Source organism: Gemmatimonadota bacterium (assembly GCA_041390105.1).
Classification (GTDB): Bacteria; Gemmatimonadota; Gemmatimonadetes; order Longimicrobiales; family Gaopeijiaceae; genus JAGQIF01.
In genome coordinates this window covers 162,238-180,550 of sequence record JAWKQO010000002.1, presented here as the reverse complement: position 1 = coordinate 180,550, position 18,313 = coordinate 162,238, and the positions used below count along the sequence as shown (strand labels likewise).

Annotated in this window: 19 protein-coding genes; 8 read left to right on the top strand and 11 right to left on the bottom strand. The window is 69.2% G+C overall.

The window, feature by feature from the left end:
* Positions 1 to 5: 5 nt before the first annotated feature.
* Both R3E10_10115 and R3E10_10110 read left to right on the top strand, forming a co-directional pair.
* Positions 6 to 455: a DinB family protein gene (locus tag R3E10_10115; protein ID MEZ4416104.1), complete on the top strand. Its 450-nt coding sequence runs from the start codon at positions 6 to 8 to the stop codon at positions 453 to 455.
* The gene (locus R3E10_10110; protein ID MEZ4416103.1) at positions 452 to 946 is read left to right on the top strand and encodes a hypothetical protein; all 495 of its coding nucleotides are present in this window, start codon (positions 452 to 454) and stop codon (positions 944 to 946) included. The genes R3E10_10115 and R3E10_10110 overlap by 4 nt, the downstream gene beginning before the upstream one ends.
* Here the strand turns inward: R3E10_10110 and R3E10_10105 are convergent.
* The 6 genes from R3E10_10105 to R3E10_10080 form a co-directional block, all read right to left on the bottom strand.
* Positions 858 to 2,147 carry an HD domain-containing protein gene (locus R3E10_10105; GenBank protein MEZ4416102.1) on the bottom strand — a complete coding sequence of 430 codons (1,290 nt, stop codon included), beginning with the start codon at positions 2,145 to 2,147 and terminating at the stop codon, positions 858 to 860. The two genes, R3E10_10110 and R3E10_10105, sit on opposite strands and share 89 nt — an antisense overlap.
* A complete protein-coding gene (locus R3E10_10100; GenBank protein ID MEZ4416101.1) occupies positions 2,144 to 4,285 on the bottom strand; it encodes a hypothetical protein in 2,142 nt (713 codons plus the stop codon). The genes R3E10_10105 and R3E10_10100 overlap by 4 nt, the downstream gene beginning before the upstream one ends.
* A 198-nt stretch (positions 4,286 to 4,483) precedes the next feature.
* On the bottom strand, positions 4,484 to 5,140 hold the full coding sequence (locus R3E10_10095; protein ID MEZ4416100.1) for a hypothetical protein: 657 nt from the start codon (positions 5,138 to 5,140) through the stop codon (positions 4,484 to 4,486).
* Entirely contained in the window at positions 5,133 to 5,717 is a 585-nt protein-coding gene (locus R3E10_10090) for a hypothetical protein (protein ID MEZ4416099.1), read from the bottom strand. The genes R3E10_10095 and R3E10_10090 overlap by 8 nt, the downstream gene beginning before the upstream one ends.
* Positions 5,714 to 6,424: a hypothetical protein gene (locus R3E10_10085; protein MEZ4416098.1), complete on the bottom strand. Its 711-nt coding sequence runs from the start codon at positions 6,422 to 6,424 to the stop codon at positions 5,714 to 5,716. Before R3E10_10085 ends, R3E10_10090 begins: the two co-directional genes overlap by 4 nt.
* Before the next feature lies 1 nt (position 6,425).
* Complete coding sequence (locus R3E10_10080) at positions 6,426 to 6,863, bottom strand: hypothetical protein (GenBank protein MEZ4416097.1); 438 nt, start codon at positions 6,861 to 6,863, stop codon at positions 6,426 to 6,428.
* 143 nt (positions 6,864 to 7,006) lie between these two features.
* On the opposite strand from R3E10_10080, the gene R3E10_10075 reads away from it, so the two are divergent.
* On the top strand, positions 7,007 to 7,357 hold the full coding sequence (locus R3E10_10075; protein ID MEZ4416096.1) for a hypothetical protein: 351 nt from the start codon (positions 7,007 to 7,009) through the stop codon (positions 7,355 to 7,357).
* A complete protein-coding gene (locus R3E10_10070; protein MEZ4416095.1) occupies positions 7,350 to 8,861 on the top strand; it encodes an NAD(P)/FAD-dependent oxidoreductase in 1,512 nt (503 codons plus the stop codon). The genes R3E10_10075 and R3E10_10070 overlap by 8 nt, the downstream gene beginning before the upstream one ends.
* A 28-nt stretch (positions 8,862 to 8,889) precedes the next feature.
* On the opposite strand, the gene R3E10_10065 is transcribed toward R3E10_10070, so the two are convergent.
* Positions 8,890 to 9,816, bottom strand: a complete 927-nt coding sequence (locus R3E10_10065) for a polyprenyl synthetase family protein (GenBank protein ID MEZ4416094.1) — start codon at positions 9,814 to 9,816, stop codon at positions 8,890 to 8,892.
* A gap of 16 nt (positions 9,817 to 9,832) precedes the next feature.
* On the bottom strand, positions 9,833 to 10,240 hold the full coding sequence (locus R3E10_10060; GenBank protein ID MEZ4416093.1) for a hypothetical protein: 408 nt from the start codon (positions 10,238 to 10,240) through the stop codon (positions 9,833 to 9,835).
* A 231-nt stretch (positions 10,241 to 10,471) separates the two neighbouring features.
* Between R3E10_10060 and R3E10_10055 the strand changes: the two genes are divergently transcribed.
* The gene (locus R3E10_10055; protein ID MEZ4416092.1) at positions 10,472 to 11,803 is read left to right on the top strand and encodes a M20/M25/M40 family metallo-hydrolase; all 1,332 of its coding nucleotides are present in this window, start codon (positions 10,472 to 10,474) and stop codon (positions 11,801 to 11,803) included.
* 47 nt (positions 11,804 to 11,850) lie between these two features.
* On the opposite strand, the gene R3E10_10050 is transcribed toward R3E10_10055, so the two are convergent.
* On the bottom strand, positions 11,851 to 12,057 hold the full coding sequence (locus tag R3E10_10050) for a hypothetical protein (GenBank protein MEZ4416091.1): 207 nt from the start codon (positions 12,055 to 12,057) through the stop codon (positions 11,851 to 11,853).
* Positions 12,058 to 12,124: 67 nt separating this feature from the next.
* Here R3E10_10050 and R3E10_10045 point away from each other — a divergent pair, with 67 nt between their 5' ends.
* From R3E10_10045 to R3E10_10035, 3 genes are all read left to right on the top strand, one after another.
* On the top strand, positions 12,125 to 12,472 hold the full coding sequence (locus R3E10_10045; GenBank protein MEZ4416090.1) for a helix-turn-helix transcriptional regulator: 348 nt from the start codon (positions 12,125 to 12,127) through the stop codon (positions 12,470 to 12,472).
* Positions 12,469 to 15,147 carry an ADOP family duplicated permease gene (locus R3E10_10040; GenBank protein MEZ4416089.1) on the top strand — a complete coding sequence of 893 codons (2,679 nt, stop codon included), beginning with the start codon at positions 12,469 to 12,471 and terminating at the stop codon, positions 15,145 to 15,147. Before R3E10_10045 ends, R3E10_10040 begins: the two co-directional genes overlap by 4 nt.
* 144 nt (positions 15,148 to 15,291) lie before the next feature.
* Positions 15,292 to 16,527 carry a PQQ-dependent sugar dehydrogenase gene (locus R3E10_10035; GenBank protein MEZ4416088.1) on the top strand — a complete coding sequence of 412 codons (1,236 nt, stop codon included), beginning with the start codon at positions 15,292 to 15,294 and terminating at the stop codon, positions 16,525 to 16,527.
* Positions 16,528 to 16,593: 66 nt separating this feature from the next.
* Here R3E10_10035 and R3E10_10030 read toward each other — a convergent pair whose 3' ends face one another.
* The gene (locus R3E10_10030; GenBank protein ID MEZ4416087.1) at positions 16,594 to 17,514 is read right to left on the bottom strand and encodes a glutathione synthase; all 921 of its coding nucleotides are present in this window, start codon (positions 17,512 to 17,514) and stop codon (positions 16,594 to 16,596) included.
* Complete coding sequence (locus tag R3E10_10025; GenBank protein ID MEZ4416086.1) at positions 17,511 to 18,311, bottom strand: hypothetical protein; 801 nt, start codon at positions 18,309 to 18,311, stop codon at positions 17,511 to 17,513. The genes R3E10_10030 and R3E10_10025 overlap by 4 nt, the downstream gene beginning before the upstream one ends.
* Positions 18,312 to 18,313 lie beyond the last annotated feature (2 nt).

The window sequence follows — 18,313 nt, the reverse complement described above, 5'->3', positions numbered from 1 at the left end:
CGGCCATGGCCGACCTGTCGAACGAAGTGATCGCGTCCGTCTACGGCGCCAATCAGTACTTCCTGACGCGCGTCCTGGCGGGCGTGGAAACGCAGCAGGCCAAGGCTCCCTTCACAGAGGCGGGCAATCGGATGTCGTGGATCCTCGGACACATCGTGTATTGGCGGCAGGAGGTCCTGACCGCGCTGGGTGGCCCCACGCTGTGGGACCTCTCGGCGGCGGCGGGCTACCGAGGCGTGGATCGCAGCATGCCGGCCACCGACGGTGCCGACTGGGATGAACTGGTGCATCGGGCCGCGGCGCTCAATGCCGCGATCATGCCCCTCCTGGCGGATGCCGATCTCTCCCGAGACGAGCTGCGGAAGACGCTCGCGGGCCTGGCCGCCCACGAGGGGTATCACGTGGGGCAGATGGGCATCGCCCGGCGGGCCCTGGGTCTGGAGGCCGCGCTGTGAGCGGGCGAGCGTCTCGCGCGGGGGCGGTGCTCTTCGCGCTCTGGGGGCTCCTTCATGTGGTCGGTGCCGTCGCGATGCTCGGGACGCTGAGCGGGGACGGGCCCGCCGGGCTACTCGCGCTGGTAGCCACGGGCCTTCCGTCTCCGTCGCTGAGCGGTGTGGACGGCGCGGCCATCAGCGCTGTGCTTGCGCAGCACAGCTGGGACCTGCTGGTGATCGGTGCGACCGTCTTCCTGGTGGCCATCACGCTGAACTGGCGCGGACGGCGGAGCGGCTTCTGGGTGAACGCCGGGCTGGTGAGCGCCGTCGACGCCGGGCTGCTCGGTACCATGGTGGCGAGCGGCGTGATGCGGCCTACCGATGCGCTCCCCGGGCTGGCGCTCTGGATCCCGGCGGTGCTGCTCAGCGGCTGGGGGCTGTATCGGACACGGTGGGTCCGAGCGGCGCCCGAGGTTGGCCCTCCCGCGGCGCGGCCGTTTCCCGCGCCATGACCCTCCGTAGCCGCGGCCCCCAGCGGTCCATCATCTGCAGAAACGAGCGCCCCAGCTCCGGGTCGAACTCCGTGCCCAGCCCCCGCTCGATGTAGGCCAGCACCTTGTCGTGCCCCCAGGCGCGGCGGAAAGGCCGGTGCGTGCGCAGGGCGTCGAACACATCGCAGACGTGCACGAGGTCGGACGCGGGGTGGCAGGCGCGCTTGAAGCGCCGCTTGGGGTAGCCGCCCCCGTTGAAGCGGATGTGGTGCTCGTAGGCGACGGTGGCGGCCAGATCCAGGTTGGCCTGTCGCTCGATCAGCATACGCGCCCCATCCGACGGGTGACGGCGAATGACCGTCAGCTCCTCCGATGTGTACTTCCCACCCTTGTCGAGCAGCGCCTTGGGGATGCGGGTCTTGCCGATGTCGTGGAGCAGGCCGGCGACGCCCAGACGACGCACGTCGCCACTGTCCACATCCAGGAACTCCGCCAGTGCCATGGCCAGCACCGCGATGTTGAGCGAGTGCGTCGTGGTGTACTGGTCGTAGCGCTTGAGCTCGACCAGCGGGATCATCATCTCCCAGTCGGCGTGCATGGCCACGGCCAAGGAGCGCACCAGGGTCTCGACCTCCACCATGTGCAGGCGGCTTCCCGCCCGGCACTCCTGGTCGAGCCACTCCATGGTGGCCATCTCCTCCGCCAGCGAATAGCGGATCATCTCCGCCGCCGCATCGGCCAGCGCCCCGCCGGCCTTCTTGAGCCCCACCGCACCGAAGCGGATGGTCGAATCCGGCTCGAGCGGCGGCGGCACCGCCTCGGGATCGGAGAGGCGAACATGGAGCGACTCGACGAAACGTCCGAGATCGGGACGCGTCACCGGACCGTGACACTCGAAGCGCTGGACACCGACCCCGGAGAGGCGGGGCCCCCATTCCCAAGCGCGCAACGTCTTGAGCGGTCGGCCTCCCAACAGCACATCGCTGCCCAGGAAGGTGAAGACCGGCTTCGGCACCACGCCTTGCAGGGCGGCCAACTCGCTGTGGGCGGCCCGCACGGCCCGATCCACGGCGGGGTGCTCCTGCGCATACAGCGCACGGGCCGAGACCGCCTGTGCGAGCGCGCTGAGAAAGCGGGCCGCTTGGACCGGCGCCTGCGCGGACGGGTCCGCGGCACGCGGAGCGGCGCCAGAGTCCGGGGGGGCGGTCACGGCCTCGCTCACGCGCCCTCCTCCGGGTCGGGGCCCGTCGCGTGGTCCGCTGGATCGCTGGCATCCCCAACACCCTCCAACAGGTTGGCCGCCCCTTCCAGGATGCTGTGGACGTCGACGTCCTTCACCTTTTCGGCCGCGCGCAGGAGAGGCGCCACCAGCGGATCGTGCCGCCACTCCTGTACCAACACAGAGAGCGCGGTGCGCACGACCTCGCCATCCGATCCGTCGAGCGAGGCCAGGCGCGGCTTTCCAAAGAGCGTGCGTTTCCCCGCGGCCAGCTCGAGCAGGGCGTCGCGCACGGCCGGGTCTCGGCTCTGCGCGATCACGCGAATGGCGAGGAGGCGCAGCGAGACCGACTGTTCGTCGTCCCGTACACAGCGCTCGATGATGGTGGGCACCAACGCGGCGGGCAGCTCCTGCTTGAGCTCCAACAGGCCCATGCGCACCATGCGCTCATCATCTTCCTGCAGCGCGAGGCTCAGCGCCCTGGCACGCGCTCCCGGCTCCTGCAGGGCCAGCGGGAGGGCGGCGCGGCGCACGCGCAGATCCTCATGTGACACGTAGCGCAGCATGCTCAGCGTCTGGGGCCGCTCCGGGAGGGCGGCGACCAGCTCCAGCATGTTGCGGACGACGTACCAGCGCGGGTCCTCCAGGAAGGGCGTGATGGCCCGCCCCACGGCGGCGCTCATGTGCGTCAGGCGGTCGAAAACGGTGCGGCGGAGCGCTCGGGAAGACGTCTCGGAGAGCAGACGCAGCAAGGGCGCGGCTGAGGCTTCGGCGCCGACCAGGTCCACCAGGCGCTCCAGCGCCTCCTCGGAGATGTGCTCCACCTGCTCGAGCGCGTCGATCTGCTTGGGACTGGCCAGTCGCGCGCGGATCCTCCGGGCGGCTGTGGTCTTCAACTCGCCTTCGACCAACGGAGCCACCTGCTCGAGGCTCCCCTTCAGGAGCAGCTCGTCGACGGCCTGTTCGACCATTTCGCCATAGCCGTCCACCTCGATGGCCATCTGGATCAGCGACGAGGCCGAGCGCTTGAGCGTGCGACCCCGTGTCGATCGATCGAGCGGCGCCGTGCGCGAGAACTCGTCCAGGATGCGGACATAGCCTTGGGGGCTGGTGCCGTCCGGCAACCACTCCCCCAGCAGTTCATCCACACTGTCCCGGACCGCATGCGTCACCTTGGGCCGGATGGCCTCGCTGCCCTTGTCCGCATGCAGCGACAGTTTCGTCAGCATCCGCATCATGAGCGTGGAGATCTCCTGACCGGATGTGGCAGCCGCCGCCTCCAGCAGTTTGATCGAAGCCGAACCGCCCAGCCCACGAAAGCATTGGCGCACGATCAGTCGCCGGCGCTGGGGGTCGCCCCCCATCTCGAGGATGCGACGCAAGGTTCCCCGATCCAACTCCTCCACCAGGGCGCGGATGCGGTGCCGCACCGGATCCACGTCCGCGCCGCCTTCCGCCAAGCGATCGGCGATCTGCAACAGATATCCGACGACGGCCTCGTCGTACGCCTGCGCCTTTTCACCGCGGAGATGCGCGGCCACCAACGCGGGCGTCGGGATCTCGTCGCCCTCCACAGCACCGGTCTCCCCCGCCATGGCGGCTGCAGCAAGCCCCAGCCACAGCTGCATCACCTGATCGCCGCCGGCGGCCTGTTGGTCGTCGCTCAGCGTCAGGTTCTGATACCCGACCGGGTGGAGCGTCAGTCCGGGCCAGGCCGGAATCGCCGACACGGCCCGCAGGCCGATGGGATCGTCGTCCCCTTGGGCCAGGACGCTGAGGAGCCCCACCAGGGAAGCGCGTTCCACGTCCAGCGTGAACTGGATGGCGCCGATGTGTTGGGCATGCAGCCGTCCCGCCAGATCCGCGAGGATCGGATGATGGTCATCGGTGGCGGCGCCATCGACCACGAGCTGCCGGTGGGCGACGCCCAGCGACAATTGCACGTCTTCCTCGAGGAGCTTGGCCAGGCGGGTCAGGAGTGCGTCGGCGGCCGGAGCCAGGGTCGGATGGTTGGCCGGATAGATGGAGTAGCGCTGCACCGCCACCGAGAGTTCGACGAGGAACTCCAGCACGTCCTTGCCGACCCGTCGACTCGACGTCGAAGCAGGGCGTGCGGTGGGGCCGGCAGCGGCTTGGATCATCAGGCGGGGCCGTGGGTGGAACGCGCGGGCGTCCCCGACCAGGTGGCAAGAACGGGACCGGCTTCAGACGGTGGGGAACCGGCGTCTCAGCAGAACCCCGAGGTGAGGCGTCGCTGCAGCAGGGCCGCGCGATCGACGGGGGTGGGCTCGGAAAAGGGCCCGCGCCCCCGATCGAGAGCCCCCCCGGATCGGGCTTCCCTAGCGGGGACCCCGCTTGGTGGCCTTCTGCTTGGCCGCCTTCTTCTTGGTGGCCTTCTTCCGCGTGGCCTTCTTGGCACTGGCCCGCGAGGGAGCGGCCTTGGTCGTCGGGCCCCGCGTCCGGGACGGCGCCGGCTGCGCCTGCTCGATCGGCGACTCTGTCACTTCGTGCAGGCGACGGAGCACCACCGGCACCGAGAATTTGTCCATCCCCTCGATGCCGACCGTGCCTGTGTAGGCGACCCCGGGCTCGAGCGACTCGGGCACCAGGACCTGGGCCGTCACCACGCGCTGCTCGCCTGGCTCCAGGTCCACCTTCGCAGGCTCGAACGACACCTTGGCGCGCACCGCCTTTCCCTCGCCGGGCTGGAAGGACGAGGCGCGGAACGCGCAGCTCAACGTGCGCCCCAGGTCGTTGGTGACCAGAAACGCACCTTCAGCGGCCTGCCCGGCCTCGTGCTCGAGCACCAGCACGCCGCTCAGCGACTCAGCGGTCGCTTCGGCGGGAGCGCCTGGTGGTGCCGCGGTCTGACCGTCGAAGATCTCGGTCAGCGAGCGCAGGTACTCGACGGAGAGGTTCACCCAGCCTTGATAGAGCCGAGCGTTCGCCTCCATGGCCCTGCGGAACGCATCCGTGAGCTCGGATCCCTCAGCCATCGGTCGGCACTCGCAGCGTCACGGCAGTGCGGCAGGGTCGGGGACAGTAGAAGTGCTCATACCAATGGTGGATCTGATCGGCACAGTCCTCGATCTGCACGTCGCAACACGCGTGCTGCGCGCATTCCGCCACGCGCACCGTCACCTGAACGTAGTGATCGCGACACCCCCGCACGATGAGGATGCCGGACAGGTCCTCGCCGGCTTTCACGCCTTTGGGGACCTGCACCGAGACGGTGAAGGTGGCCCGCTCGTGGGGACCCAACGCGAGGGTCGTGGGCTGGTGCGTGCTCACGCTCGCCAAACGACCCAATGCGGTGATGCCCACCAGATGACGGCTCCAGCCGCAGTTGGAGACACGGATGCGGAGGGTGCCGGTGCTTCCTGGCGTCAGCGTCAAGGTGCAGGACCCGGCAGGCTGTGGCTCCCAGCAGGGCGGCGGGATCTCACAGCTGTCGCGGGAGCGCCGGGCCAGAACCCCGGTCAAGGCCGCGGCCACCTGGAAGGGCGCCTGCAACAGCGTGGTGAGCGTCGCGCCCAAGGCGTCGAGATCGGCGTTCTTCTGCGGTGCGTTCATCCTCGCCTCCTGGGTCCGCTCGCCGGCGTGACGTCCACCACCACCAGCGGGTGCGCCGCACCCAGACGCCATCCACCGAGATAGGTATGCCCCTCGCGCACTCCCGTGGGGAGATCCAGCAGACACTCGATCTCCCCGCTCTCACCGGGCTGCAGCGGCCCGCCGCCCTTCACCGTGATGCGCGCCTCTCCGCCGTGGGTCGCACGCAACTCCTCGAAGAGACGATCCACGCGCTTCTCGCCTTCGGAGAGCTCGGCCCGCAGCGTACGCCCGAGGGCGCGGTCCTGCCCTTCGGCATCGTCGAGGTCGAACGCTGCCGCCTCCGGAAGCGTCTGCGGCACGTTCCCGTCGTTGATGATCGTGAGCCGGAACTCGACACGCTCTCCGGGTGCACCGCGGACGTGGGTCCGTCTGGGATGCACACTCAGGTGCTCACGGGCCTCGACGTCGAGCTCGATGCTCCAGTGCTCCTGCTGCACCTCGCCCTCGCCGGAATAGTGCCCGGGAGCCGTGTCTGCAGGCAGCCGCAGGCGGGCCTCGCTCATTCCGGGAGCGACGGGTCTCAAGCGAAGGCGAGCGATGGAGGCGTCTTTGTTCAGCCTGAGTCGCACCGGGAAGACGCGACTGCGGGTGCTCTCGACGGCCACCAGCGCGGACAGGCGGTCCGGCGGTCCGGACAGCCGCACCGTGGGCGCCGCGCCCGCCATGTCAGTCCGTGTCCTGCAGCCGGAGCACCGCGGTCACGCTCTGGCCCGGCAGCGAGGTGCGCGGTGGCGTGCCACAGCGCTCACAGGGGTTGGGCTGGAACGGCTCGGTGATGACCTGGGCCTCGCCGCACAGGTGCAGGGCGGCCAACTCCACGCCCAGCACCGAGATGCCGAGTCGGAAGTTGGCGGGTATGTGCGCCCGGATCTGCGGGATCTCCCGGATGCGGAGATTGAGGTCCGGGATGGCGCTGATCGCGACCGTGTAGCGGTCGGGGATTCCAGCCAGGGTGAGCGGACCCATCGGTCCGATCTCCGTGATGGTGAGATCCGGCAGCGATGCGACGTCGACGGGAGGCAGGTCATCGACGTCCACATCGACCTGGGGGAGATGGTCGATGTCGACACCGGGCATGCTGAGGACATGGACATTGTAGGCCATGTCGACCCTCCGGTTCGGTGGATACTGTTCATGTACCTTCCAGGCGCGAGGCGGTCAAGCGTTTTGATTTTTCTTGCCGTCGCTGCCGGGCACGGGTAGCGTTCCTGGAGTGGAGTCCCGAGTCCTTCCGACAGGAGGGCCCCATGTCCAGCGCACGTTGGAATGCCACCGTCGTCGACGCCCCCGGGCAGGAGCCGTTCGCCATCCTGGGCGACCTCTTGTTGGCGGTGCGCACGCCGCGCTCCCGCGATTTCGTAACGGTCGAGGTCGCACCGACTTCGCAGTGCGGCAGCGTCATCCCGGATGCCGAGCTGCTGGTTTGCTCGCGCCCACTTCCCTTCCTCGATCACCCACTCCGTGGGGAGCTTCACGTCGGGGATCCGGTGGATTTCGAGGTCCAGGGCCACTCCTACCGGCTCACCCTGGCCGGACTGCAGGACAGCCCCGCCGGACCACCCTGGATCGTCTGCGACCTCCTGCTGGAGCGTGACTAGGAACGGTCGGCCCCAGACCCGCCGTCCCGACGTGGTGGTCGTGGGGGGCGGGCCCGCCGGAGCCGTCATGGCGTGGGCCCTGGCCCGCGAAGGCGTGCGGACCTGGGTGTTGGACCGCGCCCGCTTCCCGCGCGAGAAGGTGTGCGGCGACTTCGTCGAGCCCCGCGGCTTGCGGCTGTTCCAGACCATGGGGTGCCTGGGCGCGCTCGAGGCCGACGATCCCCTGGCCATCACCCACGTGAATCTCTTCCTGAACGGAAGTAGTGCGTACCGGCAACGCATTCCGTTCTACCGCGGACAGGCCCACCTCCCCCAACACGGCTACATCGTGCCGCGCGACGTGCTCGATGTGCGCGTGCTGGAGAGCGCGGCCCGGGTGGGGGCCCGGGTACTCCAAGGCTGTGCGGTCCAGTCCGTGGAGCGGGCCGGAGACCAGTTGCTGGTGCACTGGACCGAAAACGGACACGCGCGCTCGGTCCGCGCTGCGCTGGTGGTCGGAGCGGATGGCGTCCACTCGACGGTGGCACGCTCCTTCGGCCTCGGCGTCGATGATCCCCGCCACATGGCGGTGTCGCAGCGGGCCTACGTCGAGGGCATCGAGCTGGAGCACGGCGAAGCGGCCTTTGTCTTCGACCGGGAGCTCTTCCCCGGCTACGGATGGATGTTTCCCATGGCGGGCGGACGCGCCAACGTGGGAGTGGGCTTGCTGGCCGAGACACGCGACCGGCGCGCGATCAGCATCCCCGCCCTCTTCCGCTCCTTCCTGGACAAGCTCCGCAGCATGCATCCGGGCTGCGCAGGGCTGCGCCTGGCCTCCAAGCCCATCGGCGGCACGGTCAAGACGTACGGTGGCCACGGCATCAACCACTTCGAGGGTGGCATTCTCGTCGGCGACGCCGGTTGCTTCGTCGATCCCATGACCGGCGAGGGCATCACGCCCGCGGCAGAATCGGCGCTGCTGGGAGCGCCCGTGCTGCTGAAGGCCTTGGAGACGGGCCGTCGCGACGCCGGCTCCCTCTCCGCCTACGAGCGTGCCTACCGATCCTACTTCGATCCCTCCATGTCCTATGTGGACTTCGTCGCCTGCACGATGCGGAACCCCCACTTCGCCGACTTCTGGCTGAGCGTGGTGGCGCGGGGGTGCTCGCTGGCTATGGACGATGCCACGTTCGCACGCAGTGGGGGAGCGGCCTTCGGCGGCGTCGACGTTCGCCCGCTGGAGACGGTCGCTCGCCTCTGGGCCAAGAGCCTCGGCCAGTTCGTGTCCGAGGGAGGGCGCATGGCCACCTCCCTGCTGACGGGGCGCCTGCCCAAGAGCTCGGTGATCGGGGATATGCTGCGTTGGCAGAGCGGCTGGTGGAGCTCGCTGGCAGAGGATCCCGCCTGGCACGCGCGCTGGATGGCTGATCTCACGTCCAAGTGGATGCGGCTGCCCCTACGCACACGCATGAAGGACCCCCGCACCAGCGGTCCTGCACACCTGCGGGTCAGCGCCCAGGCCTAGGGAAGCTGTTCTCTCGCGGGTCCAACCTTCACGCCGACAGCAGGCGGGTGTTCCGGACCAGGCGGAGCAAGGGAGCGGGGTGCGGTGCGACGCGCGTGGCCTCCGCTTCCGCCTCGGAGGCGATGGCATCCAGGTACCGTTCGGCCTCGGGCAGGGACGCCTCCATCCGCGCGAGCAGCTGCTGCAGCCCCTCGGGAGTGGGATCCCGGAACAGCAGCGCGGTGTCCGGATCGCGAATGGCGAGCGCGGCAGGCAAGGTCAGGATCCCGTCCCGCAGGTCTTCCTCACCACCACCCCCCAACGCCACGGCGCCCTTCACGTCCCCCACGTCGTCACAGCCGTGGTAAAGCATGCCGAGCAGGTGTCCGAAGCGACGCAGCGACTCGTCTCCGGTGCCGAGGCAGGCGCAGGCTTCGAACATGCTGCCCGTGTCCTCACCGGCGATCACGCGCCAGTCCTCCACGCCGAGCGGGTGTCGCCGCAAGCGCCACTGCAGCGTCTCCGCGGCAGCCAGCCGACGAAACACCTCTGCCACGCGTCGCACGGAGAACGCGATCCTGTTGACCATCTCGTACGCGTCGGCCGCGATGTAGCCTGACGCCATGAGCGCGGGGAGCATCCCGAAGCGACAGTGCAGGGTCAACACGCCGCGGCGGTAGCGGGAGCGGTCCAGGATGTCGTCGATGATCAGCGAGACGTTGTGCACCATCTCGATGGCGGCCGCGGCCTGGATCCCCTCCGGCCCCACGGGTTGCCCCGTCATGGCGGTGTGACACGCGAAGAGGGTGACGGGCCTGAAGTACTTGGAGCGGCCCAGGAACTGCCACTCCAGCATCGGCTTCATCTCTTCACTGCTGCGATCGATCCAGGTGCGCAGGTAGCGCTTGAGGTCGTCGACCTCCTGGTCGAACCCCTCCGCCAGGATGAGGCCTTCGGGGGCGGCGGAGACGTTCACCGCGACTCAGCGGACGTCAGGGCTTGGCGCGTCCGGCCCGCCGGGCGCGGGGGGCGGAGCGAGCGGCGGTCTTCCGCTTCTTGGGTGCGCTGGCCCGCGCGGACTTCGGAGCCGACGCCTTCTCGGCGTCGAACCGATCGAGCTCCTCGATGAAACGGGTCGCGGTGTGGCGAGGGATCTCGGTCAGCGCGCGCGCGCTGGCCCGGCTGGCGTCGACCAGCTCGAGCACCAGGTCCCGGGCGGACTGCTCCTCGGAGTTGATCTCGCTCAGGATGCGACTGGCGGACTGCACGAACTCCGTGGTCTTCTCGATCCACTCGCTCCAGAAGCCGATGCCGGCCCTGAGGGTGGCGAGTTGCACCTCGACCGCGTCGGTGAGCAGGTTACGAAGATCCTCTTCGCGCTTCCCTTCGTTGCTAGCCATGGGCCCTCCCGGCCTCCGTTCCCTGTTTCCAAGGTGTCCCGGGCCCCGGTGCGAGGCAACAAAGATCTTGGGCAGGCCCCGGCGGCCCGGCCGGTGGCCCGCCTCCCACTCCCCTGCGGATCGGGACGGGGGGTGGCCGGATCCGACTTGCCACACGCTTGCACCGCCGTCTACGCTGCCCTGCACCGGCGCGGGCACCCGCCCCGCCTGGATCCTATACCCGAGGCTTCCGTGATCCACCGTCGTCCTGGTGCCGCTGCCCCGCTCCACCTCGCGCTTCTGTTGCTGGCCGCCGGGTGTGGTCCCTCGGACGAGGCCTCCTTGGCGCCGCCCGATCCATCCGTCATCGAGCGAGCCGACGCCGAGCGGGTGCTGTCGATCCTGGCTGCGGACAGCATGCGAGGGCGACGCGCCTTCACCGATGACGCCCTGCGGGCCGCCGACTTCCTTGCCAGAGAGTTCGAGCAGGCCGGCCTCGAGGGTTTACAGGGAGGGTACCAGCAGCGGTTCGCCGTGCGCAGCCTGGAGCCGGGCGAGGCGCACGTGGTGCTCGACGGTCAGGCTCTGGCTCCCGAACAGTTCCGCGTTCGCGCCGGAGCGCCGGCCCTGGCCTGGGTGACGGGCGACGTGGAGGTGGTGCGTGTGGACCCGGCCGACGACCTCCAGTCGGCGATGGGCAGGCTTCGCTCAGTCAGCGGAGATGCGCTGATGTTGGTCCCGTCCGCGCGTGCGGACCTGGTCGCCGCGCTGGCTGGGTTTTTCGAACGACCGGTGCGCACGCTGGGCGACGCGCAGCAGCCCAGCATGGTGCTGGCCGTCTGGGACGGGACCGATCCCACCTATGAAGTCACGGCCGCGGCCCGGATCACCGAGGAGCCACTGGTCAACGTGGTGGGCATGCTCCCCGGTCGACGCTCGGACGAGTTCGTGCTGTTCTCGGCCCACTACGACCACATCGGCATTCGCCCTGCCGTGGAAGGGGACTCCATCGCCAACGGTGCCAACGACGACGCGTCCGGCACCACGGCGGTCGTGGAGCTGGCCCGCTACTTCGCGTCCCGGGGCACGCCCGAGCGCTCGTTGTTGTTCGCGGCCTTCACCGCGGAGGAAGGGGGCGGCTACGGATCGCGCTACTACTCCAGCCAGCTGGATCCCGATCAGATCGTGGCCATGTTCAACATCGAGATGATCGGCAAGCCGGCGGTGGAGGGGCCCAACACGGCCTGGATCACGGGCTTCGAGCGGTCGAGCTTCGGACCCTTGCTGCAGGAGGCCGTGCAGGGCACGCCCTATACGTTCTACGCGGATCCCTACCCCGAGCAGAACCTCTTCTACCGCTCGGACAACGCCACGCTCGCGCGCCTCGGCGTGCCCGCCCACTCCATCTCGACCACGCCGATCGATGTGGACACCGACTACCACCAGGTCAGCGACGAAATCGAGACGCTGGACCTCGACCACCTGACCAATACGATCCGGGCGATCGCCACCGGAGCGGAGCGCTTCGTGACCGGAGAGTCCACGCCCACCAGGGTGGATCCCGCCACCGTGGAGCGGCGCTAGCCACGGTTTGAAGGCGGAGCTGTAGGAGGGAGTCTCGTTGCCACGCCTCAGACGGGCGTCGTCAGCGGGTTCTTCCAGCTGAGCCCGGGGAAGCGCGCGAAGTCCCCATGCGTGGTGCAGAGCGTGATGCCGTACTCGATGGCGAGCGCGGCAAGATGGGCGTCCGGGACCAGGTCGGAGCGACTGGCCGCGTAGGGGATCAGCTCCCTCAGGATCGCGGCGTGCTGATCCGCGGGCTCGGGCGGGTCTTGCAACCTTTCGCGAACCCCCCTCGTCCTATTATTCGATTTTGTAGGACAAACGTGGCCGGAGGAGGCAGAGGTGGGCAAAGGCGAGTTCCTGGGTGAGTTCGAGCAGGTGGTGCTCCTGGCCGTGGCCCAGCTGGAGGGGCGTGGCTACGGGGTCTCGATCCGACGTGAGATCGAGCGCCGGACGGGACGCGACGTCACGGTCGGGTCGGTCTACACCACACTGGCGCGTCTCGAGGACAAGGGACTGGTGGCCTCCGAGGAGGGCGATCCCACCCCCACCCGGGGAGGCCGGGCCCGACGCCACTTCAGCCTGTTGCCAGACGGAGCCCGGGCCCTGGAAGCATCGCGGACCATGATGGACCGCATGTGGGACGGTGTGGAGTTGGGCGGCGAGCCGGACGCGGCGGAGCGCGCATGAGCGCGTCGGAAGCCGGGCGGGCGCCCCGGATCGCGCGGCTGCTGGTGGCCCTCTCGGCCTCGGCCGACTTGAGGGAGGCCCAGTTGGGGGACCTGCAGGAGGAGTTCGAGTCTCGCGCGCAGCACGGCCTGGCGGCCGCGCGGCGTTGGTACTGGCGGCAGGCCCTGGGGTCGGTGGCGCCCAACCTGGGGCACCGGACGCGGCGGCGGTGGACGAAGAGGAAGGCCCCCAAAGGAGATGGAGTCATGCGATCGCTGCTGAACCACCTGCGGCTGGCGCTGCGCGCCGCCCGCAAGAACGCTGCGTTCACCACGGTGATCGTGGGCACGCTGGCACTGGGCATCGGGGCCAACACCACGGTGTTCAGCGCGGTCTACGGGCTCGTCTTGAACCCGTTCCCCTTTCCCGAACCGGACCGGATCGTGGGCGTGGGCACGGGCTTCCCGAAGCTCGGGGGGGATCTGGAGTTCTGGGAGCACATGGCCCCGGCCGAATACGTCGACATCCGCGACAACACCGAGACGCTCGAGGACGTCGTGGCCTGGGACATGGGGAATCGGCAGATCGCCGGCGACGGGCCACCCCAGAACGTGTTCACCGGATTCTGGTGGGGCGACGCGCTGAGGACCGTCGGCATGCCGGCCCACCTCGGTCGTGGCTTCTCCGACGACGAAGTCGAGCGCGGCGATCCGGTGGCGCTGCTCAGCTACCGCATCTGGAGGGACCGCTTCGGAGCCGACTCCAGCCTGGTGGGAAGTCGCCTCCTCATCAACGGCCAACCGCACACGCTCATCGGGATCCTGCCCGAAGGGTTGGTCATCTACGGGATGGACCTGTGGACCATCATGCCGGTCAAGCCTGAGGTCTTTCCCCGCAACCGACGCCAGTTCCAGCTGCTGGCCCGCATCCGCGACGGAGCCTCGCTCGCGGAGGTGAACACGGAGATGGAAGGCATCGCGCGCCGGGTGGAGCTGGCCTACGTGGGCGAGTTCGAGGAGTACGAAGGGTGGCGGATCCAGGCGCTACGCTGGAACGAGGTGGCCTCGCAGACCTTCCGCACCGGCGCCTTCGTGATTCTGGGCGCAGTGGCATTCGTGCTTCTGCTGGTCTGCGCCAACACCGCCAACCTGCTGCTGGCTCGGGCACAGGGGCGCCGTCGCGAGATGGCGGTGCGCACGGCGTTGGGCGCGGGCCGAAGCACGCTCGTCATGCAGCTCCTGGCCGAGAGCATCGTCCTGGCGCTGCTGGGAGGGGCAGCGGGCATGGGACTCGCGTTCCTCGGGAACGCCGGCCTCCGCGCCCTGCTCACCACGCTCGCGCTTCCCATCGCGGGAGCGGTCGAGATCAACGGAGCAGTCTTGGCGTTCACGTCGCTCGTGGCTCTGACTGCGGGCATCCTGTTCGGATTGGTGCCCGCGTTCCAGGGCAGCCGCACCGAAACCGCCGGCGTTCTGCAGGCGGAGGGTCGGGGCTCCACGTCCAACGCGAGTCGTCAGCGTCTACAGCGCCTCTTCGTCGGCACCGAGGTGGCCCTGGCCTTCGTGCTGCTCGCCGGGGGCGGGCTGCTGGTGAACAGCTTCGTGCGGCTCAATCGCGTGAATCCCGGGTTCGCCCACGAGAACGTGCTGACCATGCGCCTCACGCTTCCGCGCGAGGAGTACCAGGGCGACGCCGTACCGGCGTTCTTCCGGGAGCTGGTGGAGCGGATGGAGGCGCTGCCCGGCGTACGCAGCGCCGCGGCGGGCACCCAGTTCCCGCCCATCGCCTTCGCGCAGTCCGAGCTCTGGTTCGAAGGCGGCACCGTCTCGGACGACGCCACGCTTCCCCGCGCGCTCACCACCGTGGTCACGCGCGGTTACTTCCAGGCGCTCGGCATCCCGCTGCGAAGCGGGCGGGTGTTCGGGACCGGTGACCGCGCCGAGACCCCGCGCGTGGTGGTGATCAACGAGTCCGCGGCGCGCCGCTACTACCCCGGCGTCGATCCGGTGGGCAAGCGCCTCAAGTTGGGCGGCCCCGACTCGGAACAGCCCTGGCACGAGATCATCGGGGTGGTGGGAACCACGCAGAACCGCGGCCTCGATCGTCCACCGGAGCCGGAGATCTTCGGGCTGCACGATCAGCTCGGAGGCAACCAGAACCAGCTCTTCCTGCTGCTGGGCACGGACGTGGAGCCCGCGACGCTGTTGCCCTCCGTACGGACGGCCGTCGCCCAGATGGATGCGGACCAGCCCATCTACGCCATCCAGACCATCGAGCAGGCGTTCGCCTCCGGCATCTCGACACGCCGGGCCACCACCATGCTGCTCACCGTGTTCGGGATCTTCGCGCTGATCCTCGCGGCGGTCGGCATCTACGCGGTGGTCTCGTTCACGGTGAGCGAACGCACCCAGGAGATCGGGCTCCGGGTGGCGTTGGGAGCCGACCGCGGTCGGGTGCGCCGCTTGGTGGTGCGTCAGGCACTGCTCCCGGTGCTGATCGGCGCAGGGGTGGGCGTGGCACTCACGGTGCCTCTCGGCAACGGGCTCCGGCGGCTGTTGTTCGAGATCACCGGCACCGATCCGCTCACACTCGGTTCGGTGGCGGCGTTGCTGGTGGGCGTGGCCGCGCTGGCCAGCCTGGTGCCCGCTGTGCGCGCGTCGCGCCTGGACCCGGTGGAAGCGCTGCGGCGGGAGTAGGGTCGCGACGCTGGTGGCGGCGCTGGCGGGCCCACCCGCGCGGCGGGGCCCCGCCCAGGGACGCGCCCTTGAAGCGGAGGCCCCTTGCGGTTCCGGCGCGCGTACGGCCCAATGGCCCGGGCTCACCCATGCCGGAGGTCGTCGATGTCACCTGTCCACCGCGCCCCACTGGCCGTCCTCGCGCTGGCCGCCTGCGCCTGTGCTCCTTCCGTACCGGACCCGAGCGCGGATGACGCTTCCCTGGTCCGCAGCGCCGAGCACGACTTCCGGGTCGAACCGGTAGTGGACGGCTTGGTGCGCCCGTTCTCGATGGCGTTCACGCCCGAGGGAGATCTGTTGGTGACGGAGCGGCCGGGACGACTGCGCATCGTCCGTGACGGCGTGTTGCTGCCCGACCCGGTGGAGGGCATCCCGGAAGTGATTGCGCTGGGCAGGGGCGCCCGCTCCATGCGAGGGCTCGAGCAGGCCGGCATGCGCGACGTGGTGCTGCATCCCGACTTCGCCAGCAACCGCCTGCTCTACCTGAGCTACACCAAGCCAGGGCCCGATTCACTCGGCAACCTGGCCGTGGCGCGGGGGCGCTTCGAAAACGACCGTCTCAGCGACGTGCAGGAGATCTTCCACGCAAACGCCGACGGCAACGGCAGCGAGCGTGCGTCCATGTGGGGCGGACGACTGGCGTTCGACGGGAAGGGCTATCTGTTCATCACCCTGGGCGACCGGCAATGGCCCTCGGCAGGGGACCTGACGGCCCACCCCGCGCAGGATCTGTCCAACCACAACGGCAGCACCGTGCGGCTGTACGAGGACGGCCGTGTGCCGGAGGACAACCCGTTTGTCGGCGTCCCGGGCGCCCAGCCCGAGATCTGGAGCTATGGCCACCGCAATGCGCAGGGGATGGCCTTCCACCCCGAGACCGGCGACCTCTGGCAGAACGAGCACGGCCCGCAGGGCGGAGACGAGCTCAATCTGATCCTCCCGGGTCGGAACTACGGCTGGCCGGTCATCGGGTACGGTGTGAACTACACCAGCGGCACCGCCATCCACGCGGGCACGCACCAGGAAGGCATGGAGCAACCCGTACACGTCTGGGTGCCTTCCATCGGTGTCTCGGGCCTGCTGTTCTACACCGGCGACGCGTTCCCTCGCTGGAGGGGCAGCCTGTTCGTGGGCGGGATGAGCGGTCAGCGCCTGGTCCGCCTCACGCTGGAAGGGCAAGAGGTCGTGCATGAGGAGACGCTCATCCACGACCAGGGGCGCATCCGCGATGTCAGGCAGGCCCCGGACGGATCGATCTACCTGGCCATCGACGGGGCCGCCCGCGACGTGGACGGTCCGCCGACGGGGATCGTGCGCCTGGTGCCCGCGGGCAGGCGCTGAACCGTGGGACCGCGCGATCACTCACCCGGAGGTCGTGCCGCGTAACGAGCAGCCCTGCCGGGCCGCTCATGCAGCCAGATAGCGCGCCAGGGTCCGCGCGATGGGTTGGCCGGTATGCCCTTCGTAGTACGAGTAGGCGGGACAGGGATTCACCTCGAAGCAATAGACGGCCCCGCCGGGCGACAGCTTCAGGTCGATCCCCGCGAAGTCCAGTCCCAGTCGTCGGGCCAGCCCTACGCAGCGGGCCTCCAGGTCGGCGCCCAGGGACACCGCCTCCAACTCGGTGCTTCCTCCCTCCTCGCGGCAGGCGTAGCGATAGTCCGTGCCCGTCGTGGTGATGGCGGTGGCGAAGACCGCGTCTCCAATGGTGTGCACGCGCACGTCCTGACCCTCCACGTACGCCTGGAATTGGGTCGGGCACCAACGGATCCGGTCCAGTCTGGCTCGCTCTGCTTCACCCAGCTCACGCACGATCGAGCGGACACCGCTGATGGACTTGTAGATGATGCGCCTGTGCTCGCGCTGGAACGCCAGCACGCGGTCCGGATCATTGCTGATGAGCGTGGGTGGCGTGCGGAATCCAGCCGCCAGGATTGCCTGCGCCTGATAGGGCTTCGAGAAGTTGGAGCCCATCGCGGCCAGTCGGTTGACCACCCGTGCGGGCGTGATCTCGCTCCAGCGCAGCAACGCCTCGTGCAGGGCGCGGCAGTGGTGCCTCCGCTGTGACGCCTCCGGCTCCGTCTCCAGCTCGGGCAACACGCGGTCGTCCATCAGGCGGAGGTACACGCCGTGCACCTCCTCCAGGGGAAGCACACCGTCCGGCATTTCCAGTGCACCGCGCACGTGTCCGCGTTCGACCCGTACGTGCAGGCTCAGGTGATCGAAGTCGCGTTGATGGAACATCCGATAGGGGGTCCCTTCCTCGTCCAGGGCCTCCGCCACCAGGCGGAGCGGCTCTTCGGAGCGGACACCGGCGAGCAGGATCATGACGTCACCTCCTCGAGTTCGAGTTGCGGCGCAGCTACGGAAGAGGCCGGGTCGTACTCCTCGGCGGCTCCCTGCGTGAACGCCGCTGCGATGGCAGCGATTGCGTCGTCTCCACCGCTTCGCAGGTCAGGAAGCGGCGTGGCTCCGTGGAACCAGGCTTGACCCCGCTCCACTTCGAAATCCACACCCAGGATGCCGGTGCCCACCGCGTGGGCCAGAGCGATGCATCCCACCTCCAGCCCGGGAGCCGGAGCTCCAAGGACCCGGTCGCCGATCACCAGCGCACGCTCCAGCGTGCGACCGGGCGTGAACGGACGATGCCAGCCCCAGCTCGGGTCGGCGCTTTCGGCGCTCAGGATGAGCGGCTCCGTGGGGAGCCCGGCATCGGCCGCCCGCCACGCCCACTCGGCGGGATGGCGGAACGCGCCCGCCAGACCCTGGGGCGTGGGTCGATTGAACACCGGATCGGGCAGCGCCGAGAGCGCACTCAGGAACAGGGCGTTGAACTCCTGCTCCGCGTACTCCCGGTCTCCGGCGTTCGCCAGCGTCAGGTGGAGGGGATTGCACTGCACGATCCGATTCAGCGTGCCACGCACGCGCCGGCTATCGATGGTGCGGCCGTCGGCCAACCTCACCCCGACGCCGACTTCATCTGCCGACAACCAATGGTTCCAGGAGAGCGCCGCAGCCAGCGCCTCCTGGGTCACGAGCTCGACGTCGGGTCCCAAGCGTTCGCGAAGACGCGCGTGGGCCCACAGCGCCGGTAGATCATCGGCGGGACACAGGACCAACCACATGA